Raw genomic sequence first — 20,118 nt, 5'->3', positions numbered from 1 at the left:
CCGCAGGTGCGGCAAACCGCCCAGACCGCGGTTTTGTCGCTTCGCTTGGGTGAATGTGTCGTTTTTAGCCTATCAGACGGCAAAGGCAGGTGTGGAAACGGTCTCTCCTTCACGATCTTATGTCGGGAATAACAAAAGGTGGAAGGGAGAGACACCGCATGGCTGAGGTAAAGTCCGACATCGAGATTGCACGGGCCGCGAAGAAGAAGCCGATCATGGAGATTGGCGCCAAGCTCGGCATTCCAGCCGAACATCTTTTGCCCTACGGCCATGACAAGGCCAAGATCAGCGCCGCCTTCATCGCCGAACAGAAGGGCAGGAAGGACGGCCGGCTGATCCTCGTCACGGCGATCAATCCGACACCGGCGGGCGAGGGCAAGACGACGACGACGGTGGGGCTGGGCGACGGACTGAACCGCATCGGCAAGAAGGCGGTCGTCTGCATCCGCGAGGCTTCGCTTGGCCCCTGTTTCGGGGTCAAGGGGGGAGCGGCCGGCGGCGGTTATGCGCAGGTCATCCCGATGGAAGACATGAACCTGCATTTCACCGGCGATTTTCATGCGATCACCTCTGCGCACAACCTGCTCGCCGCGCTGATCGACAATCACATCTACTGGGGCAACGAGCAGAACATCGACATTCGCCGCGTCGCCTGGCGGCGGGTGATGGACATGAACGACCGGGCGCTGCGCCAGATCGTCGGCTCGCTCGGCGGTGTTGCCAATGGCTATCCGCGTGAAACCGGCTTCGACATCACCGTGGCCTCCGAGGTCATGGCCATTCTCTGTCTGTCGACAGACCTGAAGGATCTCGAAAAGCGGCTGGGAAACATCATCATCGCCTATCGCCGCGACAAGACGCCGGTGTTTGCCCGCGACATCAAGGCCGATGGCGCCATGACGGTGCTGCTCAAGGATGCGATGCAGCCCAATCTGGTACAGACGCTGGAAAACAACCCGGCTTTCGTGCATGGCGGCCCGTTTGCCAATATCGCGCATGGCTGCAATTCGGTCGTGGCGACGACGACGGCGCTGAAGCTCGCCGACTATGTCGTTACCGAAGCCGGTTTCGGTGCCGATCTCGGGGCGGAGAAATTCTTCGACATCAAGTGCCGCAAGGCCGGTCTGAAGCCTGATGCGGCGGTGATCGTGGCGACGGCGCGGGCCATGAAGATGAATGGCGGGGTCAAGAAGGAAGATCTCGGCAAAGAGAATGTCGAGGCGGTCCGCAAGGGCTGCGCCAACCTCGGACGGCATGTGCTGAACGTCAAGAAATTCGGCGTTCCGGTGGTGGTGGCGATCAATCACTTCATCGCGGATACCGAGGCTGAAATCCAGGCGGTGAAGGATTATGTCGCGACGCTCGGGGCCGAAGCGATCCTGTGCCGGCATTGGGCGCAGGGTTCGGCCGGTATCGAGGAACTGGCCCACAAGGTGGTGGAACTGGCCGAATCGGGCAAGTCGCAATTCTCGCCGCTCTATCCCGACGATATGCCGCTGTTCGAGAAGATCGAGACGATCGCCAAGAGCATCTACCATGCCGGCGAGGTCATTGCCGACAAGTCGGTGCGCGATCAGCTTCGCACCTGGGAGGAGCAGGGTTACGGCACATTGCCGATCTGCATGGCGAAAACCCAGTACTCCTTCTCTACCGATCCGAACCTGCGTGGGGCGCCGACAGGCCATACGGTGCCTGTGCGCGAGGTGCGGCTGTCGGCTGGCGCGGGTTTTGTCGTGGTCATCACCGGCGAGATCATGACCATGCCGGGCCTGCCGCGGGTGCCGTCGTCGGAAAAGATCTTCCTCAATGACGAGGGCTTTATCGAGGGGCTGTTCTGAGCGATTGGAAAAGGCGGCCCCGGAGTTGTGGCTCCGGGGCCGCCGTTCAGCTATAGGCGCCGAGATAGTCGGCCTTGCCCACCGGGACACCCTGCGCGCGCAGGATGTCGTAGGCGGTCGTGACGTGGAAGAAGAAGTTCGGAATGGCGAATTTCAGCACATAGTCGCTGCCTGATAACGTCAGTTCCAGTTTGCCGAACTTGACGCTGATGTCGCGCGTGTCGCTGCCTTCGAGGTCCTGCGCTGTGATCGTCTGCAGAAATGCGAGCGTCTTTTCGACCCGCGCCTTCAGTTCCGCAAAGGTCGCTTCGGTATCCGGAAAGCTCGGTGCCGCGATCGTCATCAGACGGCCGACCGTGTTCTTGGCTGTGTCGCTGACCCGCTGTATCTGGCCGGAGAGCGGCAGCATATCTTCCACCAGTCTTGCACTGACAAGGCTTTCCACGGAAACGCCGGTTTCTGCGGCATGGGCCTCCGCCTTGGTCAGCAGGGTGGACAGGACGGTGAGGCCGCGGCTGAAGACCGGGACGGTGAGATTGTACATTGTGACGGACATGATTTTTTCCTGTGCGATTGCCGTGCACAGATGGGGACGCGCTTCTTTCCGGACAAGCGGTCTTGGACAAGCGGTATGCGGCAAATGGCATTGAACAGGCAGCATTGAACAGGCGGCTTGCCCTATCGGCAATAGCGATAGCCATTCTTCCGTTCCAGCACGTCGAAATGCAGATGATCCTCGTGCGCTTCATCGCTGCCGGGATCCAGCACGGTTTCGAAATAGAGGCAGCCGGCGGCTGTAACGGCCCTCTGGAACGCACCGCTCAGGGTCGAATCCTCGTCGCGCGGTTCGATCACGATGGTCTTTCCGCCCTTGAAGGTGAAGGAGGCGATATCAACGGCATTGCCACGCGCATGCTCTGAAATCTTGCCGGTCGCGGCATTGTTGCGCAGCCGGCAGACATAGCTCGACGCCTGGTTGACCGTGGTCAGCGGGCCCGCGTCTGGAAGTGCTGCCTTTGCCGCCGGCAGAACGGAATCCTTTGTCCAGCGCGCCAGTTCGAGTGCCGTTTCGCAGCGCATGGTGCCCTCGGGCGCAAGGGCGACGCCTGGCAGGACCGTATGGAGCAGGATCGGCTTGTCGATTCCGCAGCCCTGTCCGTCATCGATCCGCTCGACCTCCTTGAAGCTCGCGCCCAGTGCCTTGAGATCGGCAAGACAGGTGGCATGATCGGCGGCGATTTCGGGTTCGATGGTCAGAACCGGTTCCGCTTTCTTTTCCGGTTCCGTCTTTTTCACGTCCGGCTTGATGTCCGGCGCCGCTTCCGATTTTTTGTCCTTGTCCTTGTCCTTGTCCTTGTCCTTGTCCTTGTCCTTGTCCTTGTCCTTGTCCTTGTCCTTGGCTGCGTCTGTGCCGCCATCCGTCTTTCCCGGGACAGCCTCGGCCGGCGTGGTTTTTTCCGCTGTCTCCGGTTTTTCAAGCGCCTTCGGTTTTTCCAGTGTCTGCGGTTTTTCGAGGGGAAGCGGCCCGCGCTCCGGCAAGGCGGCGGCGGAGCAGAGCAAAGCGGCGAACAGGATGATCAGGTGGGAACGGGGCAACATGAACGGTCTCCGGTTTTGCAACGGCGGCCGGTTGCGCAGGGATAACGCTTGAACAGCGCGAGGGTTGCATCAAGGCTCCGATCGTGGCGTTTCGGCAACGTCCCGTGGCGGGACAAAGCAGCGTTCGGGAGAAGCTGTTTTTATATGTTGAAAATTATAATCATGTTTTTTATTCGACATAAACAAGGCGACGCTTTGTTGCCTGCTTCTATCGAACCCATGCCTAGCCAGCCCCTTGAGCGGATCGTCTCTGCAGCCAGCCCGGTGAAACTTTCAAAGGATTGGTCCATGACGAACCGGCGGTATCGCACGGCGCTTTTGGCATGCACGACGCTTTTTGCGCTTGTGTCTGCGTCCCCATCATTTTCCCAGAGTGCTCCGGCCGAGGAGCCGTCCGAGACAAATGGTGTACTGAAGAAACAGGATCGGGTGACGGTCCTCAAGGTGATCACCGTGACGTCCGGTGGCGAGGGTGTTGCCGACACGCCGCTGGCAACTAATGTCAGTCAGGACGAACTCACAGAAAAGCAGGTGACAAGCTTCGACGATATCGGGCGTAGCGTGGATGCCGGTGTCAACTATTCGCGCGCCGACGCTGGCTTCAACCTGCGCGGGCTGTCGGGCCCACGCGTTATCACGTTGGTGGATGGAATTCCCATCCCCTATCTTTCCAACAGCGCACGCCAGGGTGCATTCGCGACAAGCAATGCAAATGGCGGGGCAGACACCTTTGACTTCGACTCGCTGTCCTCGCTCGATATTGTGCGTGGGGCGGATTCAAGCAGGGCAGGGTCAGGCATGCTTGGAGGGGCAATCGTCGTCAACACCCTAGAACCCGAAGACCTTATCACCGAGGGGCGCAACTGGGGCGCAATCGTCAAGTCGACCTATGACACGGAAGATCGGAGCCTTTCAGGCTCGGCCGCCGCTGCTCAGAGAATCGAAAACACGTCCATCCTTTTCCAGGGTGGTTATCGCAAGGGCAACGAACGCACCAAAGCGGGCGACACGGACACCTACGGCGCGACCCGCACCAAAGCTGACCCCGCCGATTTCGATCAGTACAACCTGCTTTTCAAGGTTCGTCAGGAGCTTGAGGGCGGCCACAAGATCGGTCTGACCGCCGAGCGTTTCAATCGTGAACTCAACACCGACCTACGCGAGCTTCAGGGGCCCGGCCGCACCTATCAGATCGGTGACTACGATGGCCGCGAACAGCGGCAGCGCGATCGACTTTCACTGGACTATAGCTATGAAGCTATGTCGTCCGACGCATTTTTCACGACGGCTCGCTCGACACTTTATTGGCAGAGCCTGAAAAAGGAATCGGGTACGGATGGCAGCAATGCTCTCGGTATTCCCTATGGACGAAACAACGAAATCGAAAACGATACCTTCGGCTTCAACGCTGCGGCCACCAAGGACTTCGATGCTGGCGGTCTGTCCCATTCTGTTCGCGCCAGCCTCCAGACCGCCAAATCCGACTGGAGCCAATACAGCTTCGCGCTTTGCCCGACTCCGGTAACATGCCCGATGCTCAACAATCAGGCTGAAGTTCCCGATGTCGATGGATCGACGTTCGGCTTCAGTATCGAGGACAAAATCGACTTCGGCAACAGCTTTTCTCTGACGCCCGGGCTGCGCTTCGACTGGTTCGATTACAAGCCATCGACAGGCGGTGGCTTTGCCAATAATCCGGCCCTGCCCGTGTTTGGTCCGCTGATCGATCGCCAGGAATCGCAGTTCTCGCCGAAGTTACTGGCAAGTTACGACATATCGGCAGACCTTCAGGTCTATGCGCAATGGGCGATGGCCTTCCGGGCGCCGACAGTAGACGAACTCTACAGCCGCTTCTACAATCCGATGGGTAACTATGCGCAACTCGGCAATCCCAATCTGGAACCGGAAACGGGCAACGGCTTTGAGGTCGGTTCGACCTTCGACGCTGGCGGCATGACTGGCAGGGTTTCGGCCTTCCACAACAGGTACGAGAACTTCATCGAAACCGTCACGACCACCAACCAGAAAACTGGGATCATGGAGTTCAACTACACCAATGTCAGCGAAGCGACGATTTCGGGCGTCGAACTCGCGGCAACCAAGGCTTTCGACAATGGCATCAATCTGCATGCGTCGCTTGCTTACGCCTATGGCAAGAACGGCGACACCAATGCGCGACTGCGGTCTGTCGCACCAGTCAAGGCAATTGTCGGCGCCGGTTGGAGCAATGAGATCTATGGTTTCGATCTCTCGTCCACGCTTTCGTCCAACATGCCCGATGACGGTGCTACGACAACCTTCGATGCGCCGGGCTATGGCATCGTTGATTTCACGACGTGGTGGACTCCAGCCCAGGCTGAAGGCCTTCGCATCCAGGCCGGCGTCTACAATGTCTTCGATAAGGAATACTACAGCGCTCTGGCCACGCGTGATGTAAACCTCACGGCCGTGAGCTCACAGCCACAGTCGTGGTATTCCGAGCCCGGCCGGACCTTCAAGGTTTCGCTGACGCAGCGGTTCTGAGTTTCGCCTCCAGACGAAAGCCGAAGAGGCGCGGTTCGAAAGGATCGCGCCTTTTTCCTGGCTGTTGGACGGCGGTCCGCTTTTTCGCCTCGCACCCGCTTGCGCAATCCAGTTTCGCAGGCTAACAATTCGCCCATGACACAGGCACGCAACATTGCAATCTGGTGGTGGGCTCGCTAAAGCGGCCTTGACCAGTCATGCGTGATTGAGACGATGAGCCGCCCGAAGTTTCGAGGCGGCTTTTTTGTATTCGGGCCGCGCTTGAGCCGGGCTGAACGGAGCGAGAGAATGGCGACCATAATTCTGGACGACGGCGCGGAATCCTACACCACCAAGGGCGGGATCGCGGTGACGCGGCGCAGGCGCGAAGCCCCCTATGCGGAGGCGATTTCCGGTTATGTCGACCGCCTCGACGAGCGGCGCGGCGCCGTGTTTTCCTCCAATTACGAATATCCGGGCCGCTATACGCGCTGGGATACGGCCATCATCGATCCGCCGCTCGGCATCTCGTCGTTTGGCCGCGCGCTCTGGATCGAAGCCTATAACGCGCGCGGCGAAGTGCTGCTCGCGATGATTTCGGCACATCTGGAGACGGTTGCGGACATCACGCTGGGCGCCGCATCGACGCGCCGGCTGGACCTTTCGATCAACCTGCCGGACCGGGTGTTTACCGAGGAAGAGCGCTCGAAGATGCCGACCGTCTTCACGGTCCTTCGCGCCGTCACCGGCCTGTTCTTTTCCAAGGAAGATGCAAGCCTCGGCCTCTATGGTGCCTTCGGTTATGATCTTGCCTTCCAGTTCGATGCGATCGAATTGAAGCTCAAGCGCCCGGACGACCAGCGCGACATGGTGCTGTTCCTGCCCGACGAAATCCTCGTCGTCGATCATTATTCGGCGAAGGCCTGGATCGATCGTTATGATTTCTCCAAGGACGGGCTGGATACGCACGGCAAGGCGGGCGATATCCCGTCCGAACCCTTCCACACCGTCGACAGCATCCCGCCGCATGGCGACCATCGGCCCGGCGAATATGCCGAACTGGTGACCAAGGCCAAGGAAAGCTTCCGTCGCGGCGATCTCTTCGAAGTCGTACCCGGTCAGAAATTCTTCGAGCGCTGCGAGAGCAAGCCGTCGGAGATTTCCAATCGCCTGAAGGCGATCAACCCGTCGCCCTATTCCTTCTTCATCAATCTCGGAAACCAGGAATATCTGGTCGGTGCTTCGCCGGAAATGTTCGTGCGCGTATCGGGGCGCCGGATCGAAACGTGCCCGATCTCAGGCACGATCAAGCGCGGCGATGATCCGATCGCCGATAGCGAACAGATCCTCAAGCTCCTGAATTCCAAGAAGGACGAGTCAGAGTTGACCATGTGCTCCGACGTCGATCGCAACGACAAGTCCCGTGTCTGCGAGCCTGGTTCGGTCAAGGTCATCGGCCGCCGGCAGATCGAGATGTATTCGCGGCTCATCCATACGGTCGATCATATCGAAGGCCGGCTGCGCGACGACATGGACGCCTTTGACGGCTTTCTGTCGCATGCCTGGGCGGTCACCGTCACCGGTGCGCCGAAACTCTGGGCCATGCGATTCATCGAAGCGCATGAAAAGAGCCCGCGCGCCTGGTATGGCGGCGCCATCGGCATGGTTGGCTTCAATGGCGACATGAACACGGGGCTGACGCTGCGCACGATCCGCATCAAGGACGGCATTGCCGAGGTGCGCGCCGGTGCCACATTGCTCAATGACAGCAATCCGGACGAAGAAGAAGCCGAAACCGAACTGAAGGCATCCGCCATGATTTCCGCCATCCGCGATGCGAAGTCCGCCAACAACCGCAAGTCCGGCCGCGATGTCGCGGCGGTCGGTGCGGGCGTCAGCATCCTGCTCGTCGATCACGAGGACAGTTTCGTCCATACGCTGGCCAACTATTTCCGCCAGACCGGCGCGACCGTCAGCACCGTGCGCTCGCCGGTATCGGAAGATATCTTCGACAGCGTCAAGCCCGATCTTGTCGTTTTGTCGCCCGGTCCCGGCTCGCCGAAGGATTTCGACTGCAAGGCGACAATCAAGAAGGCGCGGGCCCGCGACCTGCCGATCTTCGGCGTCTGCCTTGGCCTGCAGGCGCTCGCCGAAGCCTATGGCGGCGAACTCAGGCATCTCGCGGTGCCGATGCACGGCAAGCCGTCGCGCATTCGCGTGCTGGAGCCCGGCATCGTCTTTTCCGGTCTCGGCAAGGAAGTCACGGTCGGCCGTTATCACTCGATCTTTGCCGATCCCTCGACGCTGCCGCGCGATTTCATGATCACCGCCGAAAGCGATGACGGCACGATCATGGGCATCGAGCACACCAAGGAACCGATCGCCGCCGTGCAGTTCCACCCGGAATCGATCATGACGCTGGGTGGCGACGCCGGCATGCGGATGATCGAGAACGTGGTGTCGCATCTGGCCAAGCGGGCGAAGATCAAAGCCGCCTGATCAAAGGGTTGTGAGGGTCAAGACCGCCGCACCCGACCCGGTGCGGCGGTCGTTTCTATTGTAGTGCGTTAAATGCAGATGGGAGCCAGTGATGGCGACGAACACTCAGGTCAACAAGGCCCAACGCATCGCGTTCTGGGGCATACCGCTGGCTATCCTCGTGCTCGGGCTGAAAATGCTTGCCTGGTGGATGACAGGTTCCGTCGCGCTTTTGTCCGATGCGCTGGAATCGATCGTCAACGTCATCGCCGCGATCGTCGCCTTCGTCGTGATCGGCTATGCCGCCAAGCCGGCGGATGCCGATCATCCCTTCGGGCACTACAAGGCGGAGTATCTGTCCGCAGTCATCGAAGGCGTGCTGATCGTGGTGGCGGCGCTTCTGATCGTCTGGGAAGCCATCCCGGCCGTGCTGGAGCCGCGCCCGATGGAGGCCCCGGTCATCGGCCTGGCCATCAATGTGCTGGCGGGCGTCGTCAATGCCATCTGGGCCTATACGCTGATCCGGGCCGGACGGTCGCTGCGGTCACCGGCGCTGTCGGCCGATGGTCATCATATTTTCTCCGACGTGGTGACGTCGATCGGCGTCCTCATCGGGCTCGTGCTTGCGATCGTCACCGGCTATGCGGTGCTCGATCCGCTGCTGGCCATCCTCGTTGCCTTCAATATTCTCTACCAGGGCTGGAAAGTGATCAGCCGCTCCGTAGATGGCCTGATGGACAGGGCGGTCCCGGCCGAGGAGGAAGAGGCAATCAAGCAGGCGATCGCCGCCAACGCGACCGGCTCGCTCGGCGTGCACGACCTGAAGACCCGCGAGGCGGGAGCGGCGATCTTCGTCGATTTCCACATGGTGGTTCCGGCCGCCATGCCGGTCGGCGATGCCCATGATATCTGCGACCGGCTGGAGGATGCGATCCGCGTGGTGCATCCGGGCGCGAAGATTGCCATCCACGTCGAACCGGAAAGTGAAAAGGCCCACGGCATTCGGGTCAAGGTTATCGAAGGACTGAAAAAATGAGCACCACCGATGTTTCCGGCCTGTCACAGCTTGGCCAGGCCGTTTCGTCACCACAATCACCAGAGGATGCTGTCCTCGAACGCGTACCGAGCCATCATGCGGGCACAGATTTCGTCGTGCGTTTCACCGCGCCGGAATTCACCTCGCTCTGCCCGATGACCGGTCAGCCCGATTTTGCCCATATCGTCATCGACTACGTGCCGGATGGATGGCTGGTCGAATCGAAGTCGCTGAAGCTTTTTCTGCATTCCTTCCGCAATCACGGCGCCTTCCATGAGGATTGCACCATCGACATTGCCAAGCGTCTGGTCGATCTTCTGTCGCCGAAATGGCTGCGCATCGGTGCCTACTGGTATCCGCGCGGCGGTATTCCGATCGATGTCTTCTGGCAGACGGGCAAACCGCCGGAAGGCGTCTGGCTTCCGGATCAGGGCGTGCAGCCCTATCGCGGCCGGGGCTGAAACGGAAACGGCGGGCTGCTGACAAACCAGTTTTCTGCTGCTTGGAATGACTGTCCGTGATCGAAACGGGGATCCCACGTCCTCCGTCATTCCTGCGCCTGTCACAGGAATCCAGTCGCCCAAGTCCTTGGGCGAAAAGAGTCTTTTGACCCGACAGACATCGGGGCACTGGATCCCCGCCACAAGGGCGAGGAAGACGGAGAGTGAGGGGCCACATCACTCCCAGAGGTAGTTCTGGGGTTTGTCAGCAAACTCACGGCGGGCTTTTTGCCCGCCGTCGTTATCGCAATCCAACAGGGTTTCAGTTGACGATCAGCGCCACGCCGGCCAGCGCCGTCACGCCGCCGATGATCCGCGACAGGACGCGGCCGGATGCGAGACGGTTGATGCCGAGGCCAAGGGCGATGCCGGCGAGATGCAGCAGCGCAGTCGCGATTACGAAACCGAGGCCGAAGGGCAGGGCGCCGGCGGCACCCAGTTCTCCGCCATGGGCGTAGCCATGGAACAGTGCAAACACCCCGACGACAGCCGCACTGGCCGCCGCCGGCATGCGAATGGCCATGGCGACAAGCAGACCGAGCGCAACGACCGAGGCGAGGATGGCGGGTTCGACGAAGGGAAGCTGGACGCCGACCATGGCGAGCAGGAAACCGGTCGCCATGGTGCCGACAAAGGCGCCCGGAACAGCCAACAGGGCCTTTCCGCCGATCTGGGAGGCCCAAAGGCCAACGGCCACCATGACCAGGATGTGATCGAGACCGACCAGCGGATGGCTGATACCGGCCAGCAGCGAGCCGTGCTCGGCCGGGTCAAGATGGGCGAAGGCCGGCGCACTGGAAGCGATGAGCAGGGCGGCGGCTGTCAGCAGAGTACGTTTTTGCATGAGGACCCCATTTTTGGGCGGATGCGTGGGAGCCGCGGCCGCCAGATGCGAATTCTGTCCGGGGCATATTATGGGCGATCGTCTTTCTGTCCATACGGCAATTGCCTTAATCCGAGATCTTTACCATAGGGCAACACTGCGCTTGATTGCCCCTTTCGCGGCCATGGGCTTTTGTTGCATTGTTTTCACAGTCGAGTCGCCTTATCTGAGGGCGACTGGAAAACACACATCTATCGCGGAGAATGCGAATGAACGAAGACGAGGACGACAAGAAAACGGAACTGCCTTTGGGCAAGGAAACAGAGGCGAACCTTTTTAAGTCGCGCTCGATCTTTATCTACGGCCCGATCAACCAGGAACTGGCACAGAAGGTCTGCTCGCAGCTCGTAGCGCTATCGGCTGCCAGCGACGACGACATCCGGATCTTCGTCAATTCGCCGGGCGGCCACGTCGAGTCCGGCGACAGCATCCATGACATGATCCAGTTCATCAAGCCGAAGGTCTGGATGATCGGGACCGGCTGGGTCGCCTCCGCCGGTGCGCTGATCTATGTGTCGGCTCCGAAGGAACGGCGCATTTGCCTGCCGAACACCCGCTTCCTTTTGCACCAACCCTCGGGCGGGACGCGCGGCATGGCATCGGACATCGAAATCCAGGCGCGCGAAATCATCAAGATGAACGAGCGCCTGAACCGTATTTTTGCGGCAGCGACCGGCCAGTCCTACGAAAAGATCGCCAAGGACACCGACCGCGACTATTGGCTGTCGGCCGAGGAAGCCAAGACCTACGGTCTCGTCTCCCGTGTTGTGACCAACGCTTCGGAAATCTGAGCTGATTTCTGTCGCTCATGTTTTGGACCCCGCCGGGCAACTGGCGGGGTTTCGTTTTAAGAGGAGGTCGCCGACAACGGGTGGTTGGCGAGGGCGCGATCAATTGTGACCAGCCGCATGTCTTCGATGGCACATTGGGCGAGCAACAGTCGATCGAATGGATCTCGGGTAGGCGGCTCGGGCTCGACATGATGAAGCGCGTGATGCTCGGTAATTGCCAGAATTTGGATGTCTCCGCTCCGGGCCGCAGCGGTTAAATCTTCAAGTGCCATACCAAATTCGAGCTTTCCCAGCCGCCATTTTATCGCCATTTCCCAAAGCGTGGCGACGCTGACATAAAGATCGGGAGAATTGTTCGATAGGACTTCGTTGATTTTGAAGGCAGCAGTCCGGTTTGCGCGTTCAGAAATGCAATGAATACATGGGTGTCGAGGAGAAGCTTCATGGCCCGTTCTTGAAGGGGGGAAGTGGAGTTATCAAAAAATCTTCCGGAAGCGGATCGTCGAAATCGGGAGAAATGTAAGTGACAAACTGGTCGATCCCGCGCTCGTTTTTAAACGCCTCAAGGCCCTCCCAATTGATCCCGCCCTTCTTCTTGACGGGCACCAGTTGCATCAGCGGCTTGCCGTCGTGCGTCACGGTAATGCTTTCGCCGGCCTCGACGCGGCGGGCAAGCTCAATCAACTGGGTTTCGGCTTCGCGGAGCGGGATCTGGGTCATGAGAGGATGGTAACGCCACTCGACACCATTCGCAAACGTGGCGCGATTGCATCCTTTCGGGCAATTCGCCTTTTCTTTTGGCGCCCCTTGCCCTTTTTTCCATCTGCGCCTATACACCGCTTCATGTTGAAGACAGGCGCACAGATCATCGAACAGGTTTCCCGCGGGCGTAACGCCGTGCGTGAGCGTTCGCGCGCCTTCACATCGCTTCTTCTCCTCGGCCTTACGCGCGGTTGCCGGGTTCTTTAAAGGAGCGCCCGGTGGCCCAAAGCCCACCGGCCCCAGCTCCTTGCCTTCCTCTGAAAATCTGAAGACAAAAGAACCCACGTAGCGCCATTTGCCATCGCAATGCGGTCGATGATCGGTTATTGCATGCGGACAAAGCGCCTCATGACGAAGAGAAGCCGCAATGATTTTGAAGTCCCACACCATCAAGCAGGGCATGCCCGACGCGAGCGTCAAGTATCAGCCCTATCCGCAGATCAACCTTGCCGACCGCACCTGGCCCGGCAAGACCATCACCAAGGCACCCATCTGGTGTTCCGTGGACCTGCGTGACGGAAACCAGTCGCTGGTCGATCCGATGGGCCATGACCGCAAGGCCCGCATGTTCCAGCTCCTGCTCGACATGGGCTTCAAGGAAATCGAGATCGGCTTTCCCTCGGCATCGCAGACGGACTTCGATTTCGCGCGCTGGTGCGTCGAGGAAAGCAATGTGCCTGCCGACGTGTCGTTGCAGGTCCTGGTGCAGTGCCGGCCGGAATTGATCACCCGCACGTTCGAAGCCCTGCAGGGCGCGACGAAGCCGATCGTGCATTTTTACAATTCCACCAGTGAACTGCAGCGCCGTGTTGTGTTTGCCAAGGACGTGCGCGGCATCAAGCAGATCGCCACCGACGCCGCCAAGATGATTGCCGACATGGCGGCCAAGGCTGGTGGCGGCTTCCGCTTTGAGTATTCTCCGGAAAGCTTTACCGGCACCGAGCTGGAAGTGGCGCTGGATATCTGCAACGCGGTGGCTGAAATCATCCAGCCGACCGCGGACAACAAGCTGATCCTCAACCTGCCGTCGACGGTCGAGATGGCGACGCCGAATATCTATGCCGATCAGATCGAGTGGATGTGCCGCAACCTCGACAATCGCGAAAACCTGATCATTTCACTGCACCCGCACAATGACCGCGGTACCGGCATCGCAGCCACCGAACTCGGCCTGATGGCCGGTGCCGACCGCGTCGAAGGCACACTGTTCGGCAATGGCGAGCGCACCGGCAATGTCGACGTGGTGACTTTGGCGCTCAACATGTTCACGCAGGGCATCGATCCGATGCTTGATTGCTCCGATATCGAGCGGATCAAGGACGTCTACCAGTATTCCAACCAGATGATCATTCCCGAACGCCACCCTTATGTCGGCGAGCTCGTCTATACCGCGTTTTCCGGCTCGCACCAGGATGCGATCAACAAGGGCATGAAGGCGATCAAGCAGGCCAACAAGCCGCTCTGGGAAGTGCCCTACCTGCCGATCGATCCCCGCGATGTCGGCCGCTCCTACGAGGCGATCATCCGCATCAACTCGCAGTCCGGCAAGGGCGGCATCGCCTATATTCTGCAGGAAGACTACGGCATCAACCTGCCACGCAACCTGCAGGTGGAGTTCCGCGAGGATATCCAGCGCATCACCGACGAGCACGGCAAGGAGCTGCCCTCCAAGGCTATCCATGAACGCTTCCTCGAGCGTTACGTCGAGCAGCCGGGCGCCCGCATCCGTTATGTCGATCACCACACCTACCCGGTCGGTGAGCAGAAGGGGGCGCGTGTCGTCGCCGCCGAGATCATCGACAATGGTGAAACCAAGCGGATCGAGGGCAGGGGCACCGGCCCCATCGACGGCTTCATCAATGCCCTGTCGATCTATCTCGGCATCGACATGTCGGTTGCCGACTATTCCGAGCACTCTTTGCAGCACGGCTCGAATGCTGCGGCCATTGCCTATGTCGAGGTCGAGCATCCCGGCGGCAAGCTTTTCGGTGTCGGCATCAACACCAACATCGTCGGGGCTTCGCTGGAGGCCATCGTCTCGGCCGCCAATACCCTGCTCCAGGGTAAAGACGCCTGATCACATCGGCCTGCACCACATCCGCTTGCGTGGAACAGCCGCCTCCCAACGGGGGGCGGCTGTCTGCGATTGAGGGGGCGCTCCATCACTCGCAGACAGTTGCTCGGGCAGGGTGGAATTCAGATGTCGGTGGAGACGGTTTCTGCCAAGCGTCGCAGGCTTGCATCCGCGGACGGGCCGACGACCACGTAGGATGCTCCGGATTTCTGCCAAGAGACCATCGCCAGATCGTCGCGCATGCTCTCCCTGAGCATGCCCTGTTCGCCGATCGGTTCGCTTTTCAGGAAGCAGATGGCAAAGACCTCTCCCTCAGCATTCCGGTACATCAACTGCGCCACCGGCTTGCCGGCAGCGACCAGCAGACGGGCGCCCTCGAAGGTCAGGCCGTCCTTGGCCAGTTGCGGGATCGTGAAGTCCACGCCGACGCTGGAAGCAAGCCATGTCCGGATCGCCGCTTCGCCCTCTGCAGCCGGCACCTCGACCAGGTGTTTTTCCTGTCGCGCGTAAATGCGGTGATAGTCGGCAATGTCGTCGAGCCAGGAGCGCGCGGCCGCCACCTGCGTGACCGCAGGGGGGCCGCTGTTGGCCATGCCGAGAATGTAACCGGTGGATCCGCCGACCAGCAGCATGGCAACCGAGGCTGCCAGCGCACGGGGCCAGAGGCGCTCACTGTGGCGGCTGGGCGCAGTGGCTGTCAAACGTTCTGCCTTCGGGCTGGCTGTGGTACCCTGCTTGATCTGGCGCACCAGCGCCAGTGGCACGGGGTCGTGGAGGAAATCCTCGAATGCCTTGTTGCCAAACTGGGTGCCTGCCTGCAGCAGTTCCAGAATCCGGCGCGCCTCGTCGTCGTGTGCAACCAGTTCTTCCAGTTCACGGCGTTCCGCGTCGCTGACTTCGCCATCCATGTAAGCGGAAAGCCGGATCTCCAGGGAAAGACCTTTTGTATTCTGCAACGCTCAGGCCCTCCTTTCCGTCGTGTCTGAAATCATCGCGGCCAGCCGCATGCGGGCCGTGGACAGGCGGCTCATCACCGTGCCGATCGGAATGTTCAAAATCGTTGCCGCCTCGCGGTAGCTGTGTCCCTCGACATTAACCAGGACAAAGACACTGGCGAGGCCTTCCGGCATCGACAGGATCATCTTCTGCAACTGGTTTGCATAGACCGCTTTTTCACCGGAGGCTTCGATCGTCAGTTCGTCCTGGTCGGCAATGTCGACGGTCCCGCCGCCGGTGCGCACCTTGCGTTTCCTGATTTCATCGATCCAGAGATTGCGTGTCATTGCATAGATCCAGCTTTCCAGCCGTCCTTCGCCATTCCAAAGGTGGCTGCGTGTGATGGCCCGCTCGCAGGCTTCCTGCACCAGGTCATCGGCATCTGCGGCATTTCGCGTCAACGTCATCGCAAAACGGCGCAATTTGGGCAAAAAACTGACCAAATCCCGTCTGAACTCATTCGATTCTGTCGCTTGGCGCATTGCTCTTCCAAAGAAACGTTCCGGATCAATCTTTTATTCGTCGGTGCAGGGAACACGCCGATTGATATGAAACATTTGATTGCCTGTCCGCAAGCCAAGAGCCGGGCGAAGGGCCAGATTTTACCGTTCGTCTGCCGTTTTCAAGGGTCGGATGCTGGTATCGGCCGGAGCGCGCGGTGGCGGAGGCCGGCCGATATCAGAAGAGTGCATCAATACTGGCGTATACCGCCGAGCGTCTCGAGAAGGGCGCGGTAGGCCCAGCTGTTCTCGCCGCCCCGGTCGCGAATTTCGATCAGCTGCACCTTGGCTTCCTGGATCTCGCCCTGTTCGAACAACGCCTGGCCCATGTAGGAGCGGGCGAGAATGTAGTTCTCGTCGGCCTGGAGCGCACGCTTGTAGTAGGTCATGCCGAGTTCGACGCGGCCGGCCTTGCGGTTCGAATAGCCGCGATAGTTCAGGATACGCGCGCTGTTCTGATCTCTTGCGGCATCCAGCACCTTCAGCGCGTTGTCATGCTGGCCGGCATAGGCCAGTTCGCGCGCGGCCTCGAAGAGGAGATCGTCGGTCATGCCGCTTTTCTGGGGTTCGACGCATTCCTTCTTTTCCGCGTCCCAGATCTTGCCGTCCGTGCATTCGGTCGAGGTTTTCGTGGTTGCGGGCGGCGTTGTTGTATCCTCGCCGGCCGCACGGGCGGCAGGGGTCAGAGCGAATGTCGAAACGGCTGAAAACAGGGCAATCAGAGCGGTCTTGCGATTGATCATAGGTCATCTCCCTTGGCTGAAACGGATCACGGTCAAACAGCTGGTCGCACGCCATCCTGTGACCGCCGCCACGAACCTCTTAAGGTCCAGCACGGGTAACGGACGGGGCAGATCAATTATTCGGCAGCATACCGGCTTTCATCCGTTTGGCGAGGGCTGTCGCGGTCTCAGAAGCGGGTGCTTTCGGCCAGCGCCACGGAGCGGCCATCAGGGGTCAGGGCAAACCGTTCGCGCGAGCAGTTCCAGTGCCCCGGACCGCCGGAGATCGAAAACAGGTTGAATGCAGCCGGCGGTTTCTTGCCACCATTGCCCTGCGAGGCGGATGCGATGCCGACGACCGGAACCGGCGCGATCTGTCCCTTCAGCCAATTGACCGTGTTGAGATGGGTATGGCCATGCAGGATCAGTTCGGCACCGCCGGCGGTGATGGTGGCTCCAAACCGGCGGATGCCGAGCATGCGCTTGTGCATCGAGGCTGCACCGCGTACCGGCGGGTGATGGATCATCACCACCCGGAACAGCCCGGCCTCTCCGGCCGCGCGCAAAAGGTTGACTGTTTCGCGTGCCTGCCGCCGGCCGAAATAGCCGCTGGCTGCAAAGGGCGGCGTGGCGACGGCCGTCGAACAGCCGATCAAAGCGACGGGTCCGCGAACCCGCAGATAAGGGAAGCAGTGGAAATCCTCGTTCCAGGTTTCCGGGCCGCTTTCGCCGCGCATGAACGGATACCAGGCCCGCGTCGTCTTCTCATAGGCGCCGGGAACATAGGCATCGTGGTTGCCGGGCACGATGGAGATATTCTCCGGTTCGCCCGCCTCTTTCAGCCAGGCCGTCACCGTCTCGATCTCGCGCGACGACGCCAGGTTGACGAGGTCGCCGGTGATTGCCAGGTGGTCGGGGTTGCAGCGCTCGATCTCGTCCATCAGAAGGTTCAGCGTGTCGCCGACAAGATGGCTGCGGCGGTTGCGATGCCAGTTGACGAAACCGGTGATGCGCTTCGAGGCAAGTTCCCGGAACGAAAGATCCGGCAGCGGGCCGAGATGGACGTCGGACATATGGGCAAGTTTGAACATAAGGGTTACCTAGCGCATATTCCCAAAAAGGGGAATCATTTGGGCCATTTTTCCCGGACAGCCCGTTTTGCGAGGATGAGATCATGAACAGCGAGCCACCGCCCGAGATGCGAAACTGGCGGACCCGTCTTTTCACCCGCCTCGTGCATGGCTATTTCGCGCTGACACGCGGCATGACGCTGGGCGTTCGGGCTGCCTGTTTCGACGCCGAGGGGCGGATCTTTCTGGTGAAACATTCCTATGTCGCGGGATGGCATATGCCGGGTGGTGGCCTGGAGCGCGGCGAAACGGCACTGCAGGCCCTCGCCAAGGAACTGCGCGAGGAAGGCAACCTCGTGCTCTCGGAAACGCCGGTCTTGTTCCATGTCTACTTCAACATCCGGACCAGCAAGCGCGACCACGTGCTGTTCTATCGCTGTGACAATGTTCGCCAGACCAGCCCGAAACTGCCGGACCGTGAGATCATCGAGACCGGCTTTTTCCCCCTTGAATCACTCCCGCCGGGCACGACAAGCGCCACGCACCGGCGGCTTGCGGACCTTTCTGCGTCGACGCCGCCCGCCGACGTCTGGTAGTCGCGCTCTGCTACAGGTCTGCGCGCCTGTGGGGTGCATTCAGAGCCAGAACCGGCCCGACCGGGACGACGCCTGTCGGATTGATCATCGTGTGACTGCGGTAATAATGCGCCTTGATGTGGTTCAGATTGACCGTCTCTGCGATGCCCGGGATCTGGTACAGTTCCTGAAGGTAGCCCTGCAGGTTCGGGTGGTCGGCAATGCGGCGGATGTTGCACTTGAAATGGCCGACATAGACCGGGTCGAAGCGCACCAGCGTCGTAAACAGGCGCCAATCGGCCTCGGTGATCTCAGGGCCGGTCAGATAGCGGCGGGTCGAAAGCCGTTTTTCGAGATCGTCGAGCGTTGAAAAAAGGCTGGTGACGCTGTCCTCATAGGCATCCTGAACGGTCGCGAAGCCGGCCTTGTAGACGCCATTGTTGACGGTGTCGTAGATCGTCGCATTGAGTGCGTCGATCTCGCCGCGCAGCGCCGGCGGGTAGAAATCGACGCCGGATCCGGTCAGCGCATCAAAGGCCGTGTTGAACATGCGGATGATGTCGGCGGATTCGTTGGAGACCATGGTGTTGGTCTTCCTGTCCCAGAGCACAGGCACGGTGACGCGTCCCGAATAATTCGGATCGGCCTTGACGTAGACCTGCCAGAGCGCCTCCGAGCCGAACAGATGATCGGCGGTGCCGCCGTCCTCGTTCTTGAATTCCCAGCCCTTGGCGAGCATTAGCGGATCGACGATCGAAACTGTGATCAGGTCCTCGAGTCGCTTGAGCTGGCGGAAGATCAGCGTCCTGTGCGCCCAGGGACAGGCGAGCGACACATAGAGGTGATAGCGCCCGGCCTCGGCCTTGAAGCCACCGCTTCCGGTCGGACCGGCTTGCCCGTCCGCAGTCACCCAGTTGCGGAACTGCGATTCGGAGCGCTTGAAATGCCCCTTGGTTTCCTTGGTGTCGTACCAGACATCATGCCAGATGCCGTTCACAAGCTTGCCCATCATTCGCCTCCTGCGACGATGCCGCCGCGTTGTCCGTTCTCTGGTTCTAGATAGCGGACAATTGCCCGCCATATAGACCGCAAATGTTGAACAGTGCGTTTTTGGCTTTGACGCGCGGTCTTTTTCTGCTATCCGCGCAGCCAGACTTTTTCAATCGTGCCATATGGACCAACCTTCCATGCTGATTTCAGGAAACCCGCGACGACGCTGAAGCTGCCAACGCCCCCTCGGGCGAAGCCTTCCCCATTTCCGTCTCGCATACCGGGTTTTCCGATGTTCATGAAAAAGCACGACCTCGTCTATCTTACCGAAGACGCCTCCCACGACGCTGCCATTGAAATCATCAATGAGGAAGCCTTCGGGCCGGGCCGGTTCGCCCGTGCCGCCGCACGCATCCGCGAGCAGGGGCCACACGACCTTTCCCTGTCCTTCATCTGCGCCGATGATGGCGAGACAATCGCCTCGGTGCGGATGACGCCGGTGATGGCCGGGGCCGTCAAGGGCCATCTGCTCGGGCCGCTCGCCGTGCGCCCCTCCCACAAGAACCGGGGCATTGGACGCGAACTTGTGCGGATCGCCATCGAGGCTGCCCGGCGGCAGGGCTCCGAAGGCGTGATCCTTGTCGGCGACCCGCCCTATTACCAGCCGCTCGGCTTCGAGAAGGTCAAATACGCAGCGCTCGCGTTTCCGGGGCCTGTCGATCCCAACCGGGTGCTGATCGTTCCGATGGCTGAGGATGTGCACGCACGGCTCGAAGGCGCCATCGCCTACCGGGCTTGATAA

Annotated in this window: 19 protein-coding genes; 9 read left to right on the top strand and 10 right to left on the bottom strand. The window is 60.2% G+C overall.

Going from position 1 to position 20,118, the window contains the following annotated elements; all coding sequences use genetic code 11:
* Positions 1-158: 158 nt before the first annotated feature.
* On the top strand, positions 159-1,838 hold the full coding sequence (locus AX760_RS12385; protein ID WP_071833189.1) for a formate--tetrahydrofolate ligase: 1,680 nt from the start codon (positions 159-161) through the stop codon (positions 1,836-1,838).
* A 46-nt stretch (positions 1,839-1,884) separates the two neighbouring features.
* Here AX760_RS12385 and AX760_RS12380 read toward each other — a convergent pair whose 3' ends face one another.
* The gene (locus tag AX760_RS12380; RefSeq protein ID WP_071833188.1) at positions 1,885-2,394 is read right to left on the bottom strand and encodes a DUF1993 domain-containing protein; all 510 of its coding nucleotides are present in this window, start codon (positions 2,392-2,394) and stop codon (positions 1,885-1,887) included.
* Positions 2,395-2,516: 122 nt separating this feature from the next.
* A complete protein-coding gene (locus AX760_RS12375; RefSeq protein ID WP_071833187.1) occupies positions 2,517-3,437 on the bottom strand; it encodes an extensin-like domain-containing protein in 921 nt (306 codons plus the stop codon).
* 288 nt (positions 3,438-3,725) lie between these two features.
* Here AX760_RS12375 and AX760_RS12370 point away from each other — a divergent pair, with 288 nt between their 5' ends.
* The 4 genes from AX760_RS12370 to queF all read left to right on the top strand — a co-directional run bounded on the left by AX760_RS12370 (position 3,726) and on the right by queF (position 9,914).
* Entirely contained in the window at positions 3,726-5,960 is a 2,235-nt protein-coding gene (locus tag AX760_RS12370) for a TonB-dependent hemoglobin/transferrin/lactoferrin family receptor (protein ID WP_071833186.1), read from the top strand.
* Between the two features lie 288 nt (positions 5,961-6,248).
* Positions 6,249-8,438, top strand: a complete 2,190-nt coding sequence (locus tag AX760_RS12365) for an anthranilate synthase (protein WP_071833185.1) — start codon at positions 6,249-6,251, stop codon at positions 8,436-8,438.
* A gap of 91 nt (positions 8,439-8,529) precedes the next feature.
* Complete coding sequence (locus tag AX760_RS12360; RefSeq protein ID WP_071833184.1) at positions 8,530-9,453, top strand: cation diffusion facilitator family transporter; 924 nt, start codon at positions 8,530-8,532, stop codon at positions 9,451-9,453.
* Complete coding sequence (gene queF, locus AX760_RS12355) at positions 9,450-9,914, top strand: preQ(1) synthase (RefSeq protein WP_071833183.1); 465 nt, start codon at positions 9,450-9,452, stop codon at positions 9,912-9,914. The genes AX760_RS12360 and queF overlap by 4 nt, the downstream gene beginning before the upstream one ends.
* A 301-nt stretch (positions 9,915-10,215) precedes the next feature.
* On the opposite strand, the gene AX760_RS12350 is transcribed toward queF, so the two are convergent.
* Positions 10,216-10,797, bottom strand: a complete 582-nt coding sequence (locus tag AX760_RS12350) for a HupE/UreJ family protein (RefSeq protein ID WP_071833182.1) — start codon at positions 10,795-10,797, stop codon at positions 10,216-10,218.
* A 248-nt stretch (positions 10,798-11,045) separates the two neighbouring features.
* Here AX760_RS12350 and AX760_RS12345 point away from each other — a divergent pair, with 248 nt between their 5' ends.
* A complete protein-coding gene (locus AX760_RS12345) occupies positions 11,046-11,627 on the top strand; it encodes an ATP-dependent Clp protease proteolytic subunit (protein WP_071833181.1) in 582 nt (193 codons plus the stop codon).
* 56 nt (positions 11,628-11,683) lie between these two features.
* Here the strand turns inward: AX760_RS12345 and AX760_RS12340 are convergent, their stop codons facing one another.
* Entirely contained in the window at positions 11,684-12,001 is a 318-nt protein-coding gene (locus AX760_RS12340) for a type II toxin-antitoxin system VapC family toxin (RefSeq protein ID WP_245295009.1), read from the bottom strand.
* Positions 12,002-12,068: 67 nt separating this feature from the next.
* Positions 12,069-12,782: a type II toxin-antitoxin system Phd/YefM family antitoxin gene (locus AX760_RS27715; protein WP_245295004.1), complete on the bottom strand. Its 714-nt coding sequence runs from the start codon at positions 12,780-12,782 to the stop codon at positions 12,069-12,071.
* Between AX760_RS27715 and leuA the strand changes: the two genes are divergently transcribed.
* Positions 12,757-14,466, top strand: a complete 1,710-nt coding sequence (gene leuA / locus AX760_RS12325; RefSeq protein ID WP_071833178.1) for a 2-isopropylmalate synthase — start codon at positions 12,757-12,759, stop codon at positions 14,464-14,466. The two genes, AX760_RS27715 and leuA, sit on opposite strands and share 26 nt — an antisense overlap.
* A 119-nt stretch (positions 14,467-14,585) precedes the next feature.
* Here the strand turns inward: leuA and AX760_RS12320 are convergent, their stop codons facing one another.
* The 4 genes from AX760_RS12320 to AX760_RS12305 all read right to left on the bottom strand — a co-directional run bounded on the left by AX760_RS12320 (position 14,586) and on the right by AX760_RS12305 (position 17,772).
* Positions 14,586-15,419 (bottom strand): anti-sigma factor family protein, encoded by an 834-nt coding sequence (locus tag AX760_RS12320; protein ID WP_071833177.1) that lies wholly within the window; start codon positions 15,417-15,419, stop codon positions 14,586-14,588.
* A gap of 3 nt (positions 15,420-15,422) precedes the next feature.
* A complete protein-coding gene (locus AX760_RS12315) occupies positions 15,423-15,941 on the bottom strand; it encodes an RNA polymerase sigma factor (RefSeq protein ID WP_071833176.1) in 519 nt (172 codons plus the stop codon).
* Positions 15,942-16,150: 209 nt separating this feature from the next.
* Complete coding sequence (locus AX760_RS12310) at positions 16,151-16,702, bottom strand: tetratricopeptide repeat protein (protein WP_071833175.1); 552 nt, start codon at positions 16,700-16,702, stop codon at positions 16,151-16,153.
* Between the two features lie 167 nt (positions 16,703-16,869).
* A complete protein-coding gene (locus tag AX760_RS12305) occupies positions 16,870-17,772 on the bottom strand; it encodes a metallophosphoesterase family protein (protein ID WP_071833174.1) in 903 nt (300 codons plus the stop codon).
* An 83-nt stretch (positions 17,773-17,855) separates the two neighbouring features.
* On the opposite strand from AX760_RS12305, the gene AX760_RS12300 reads away from it, so the two are divergent.
* Complete coding sequence (locus AX760_RS12300; RefSeq protein WP_071833173.1) at positions 17,856-18,347, top strand: NUDIX domain-containing protein; 492 nt, start codon at positions 17,856-17,858, stop codon at positions 18,345-18,347.
* Between the two features lie 10 nt (positions 18,348-18,357).
* Here the strand turns inward: AX760_RS12300 and AX760_RS12295 are convergent, their stop codons facing one another.
* Positions 18,358-19,335, bottom strand: a complete 978-nt coding sequence (locus tag AX760_RS12295; protein WP_071833172.1) for a glutathione S-transferase family protein — start codon at positions 19,333-19,335, stop codon at positions 18,358-18,360.
* Between the two features lie 279 nt (positions 19,336-19,614).
* Between AX760_RS12295 and AX760_RS12290 the strand changes: the two genes are divergently transcribed.
* A complete protein-coding gene (locus tag AX760_RS12290) occupies positions 19,615-20,115 on the top strand; it encodes a GNAT family N-acetyltransferase (RefSeq protein WP_071833305.1) in 501 nt (166 codons plus the stop codon).
* Positions 20,116-20,118: the final 3 nt, after the last annotated feature.

This window comes from Pararhizobium antarcticum (assembly GCF_001885585.1).
Lineage (GTDB): Bacteria > Pseudomonadota > Alphaproteobacteria > Rhizobiales > Rhizobiaceae > Pararhizobium > Pararhizobium antarcticum.
This window is presented reverse-complemented; position numbering and strand designations above follow the sequence as displayed.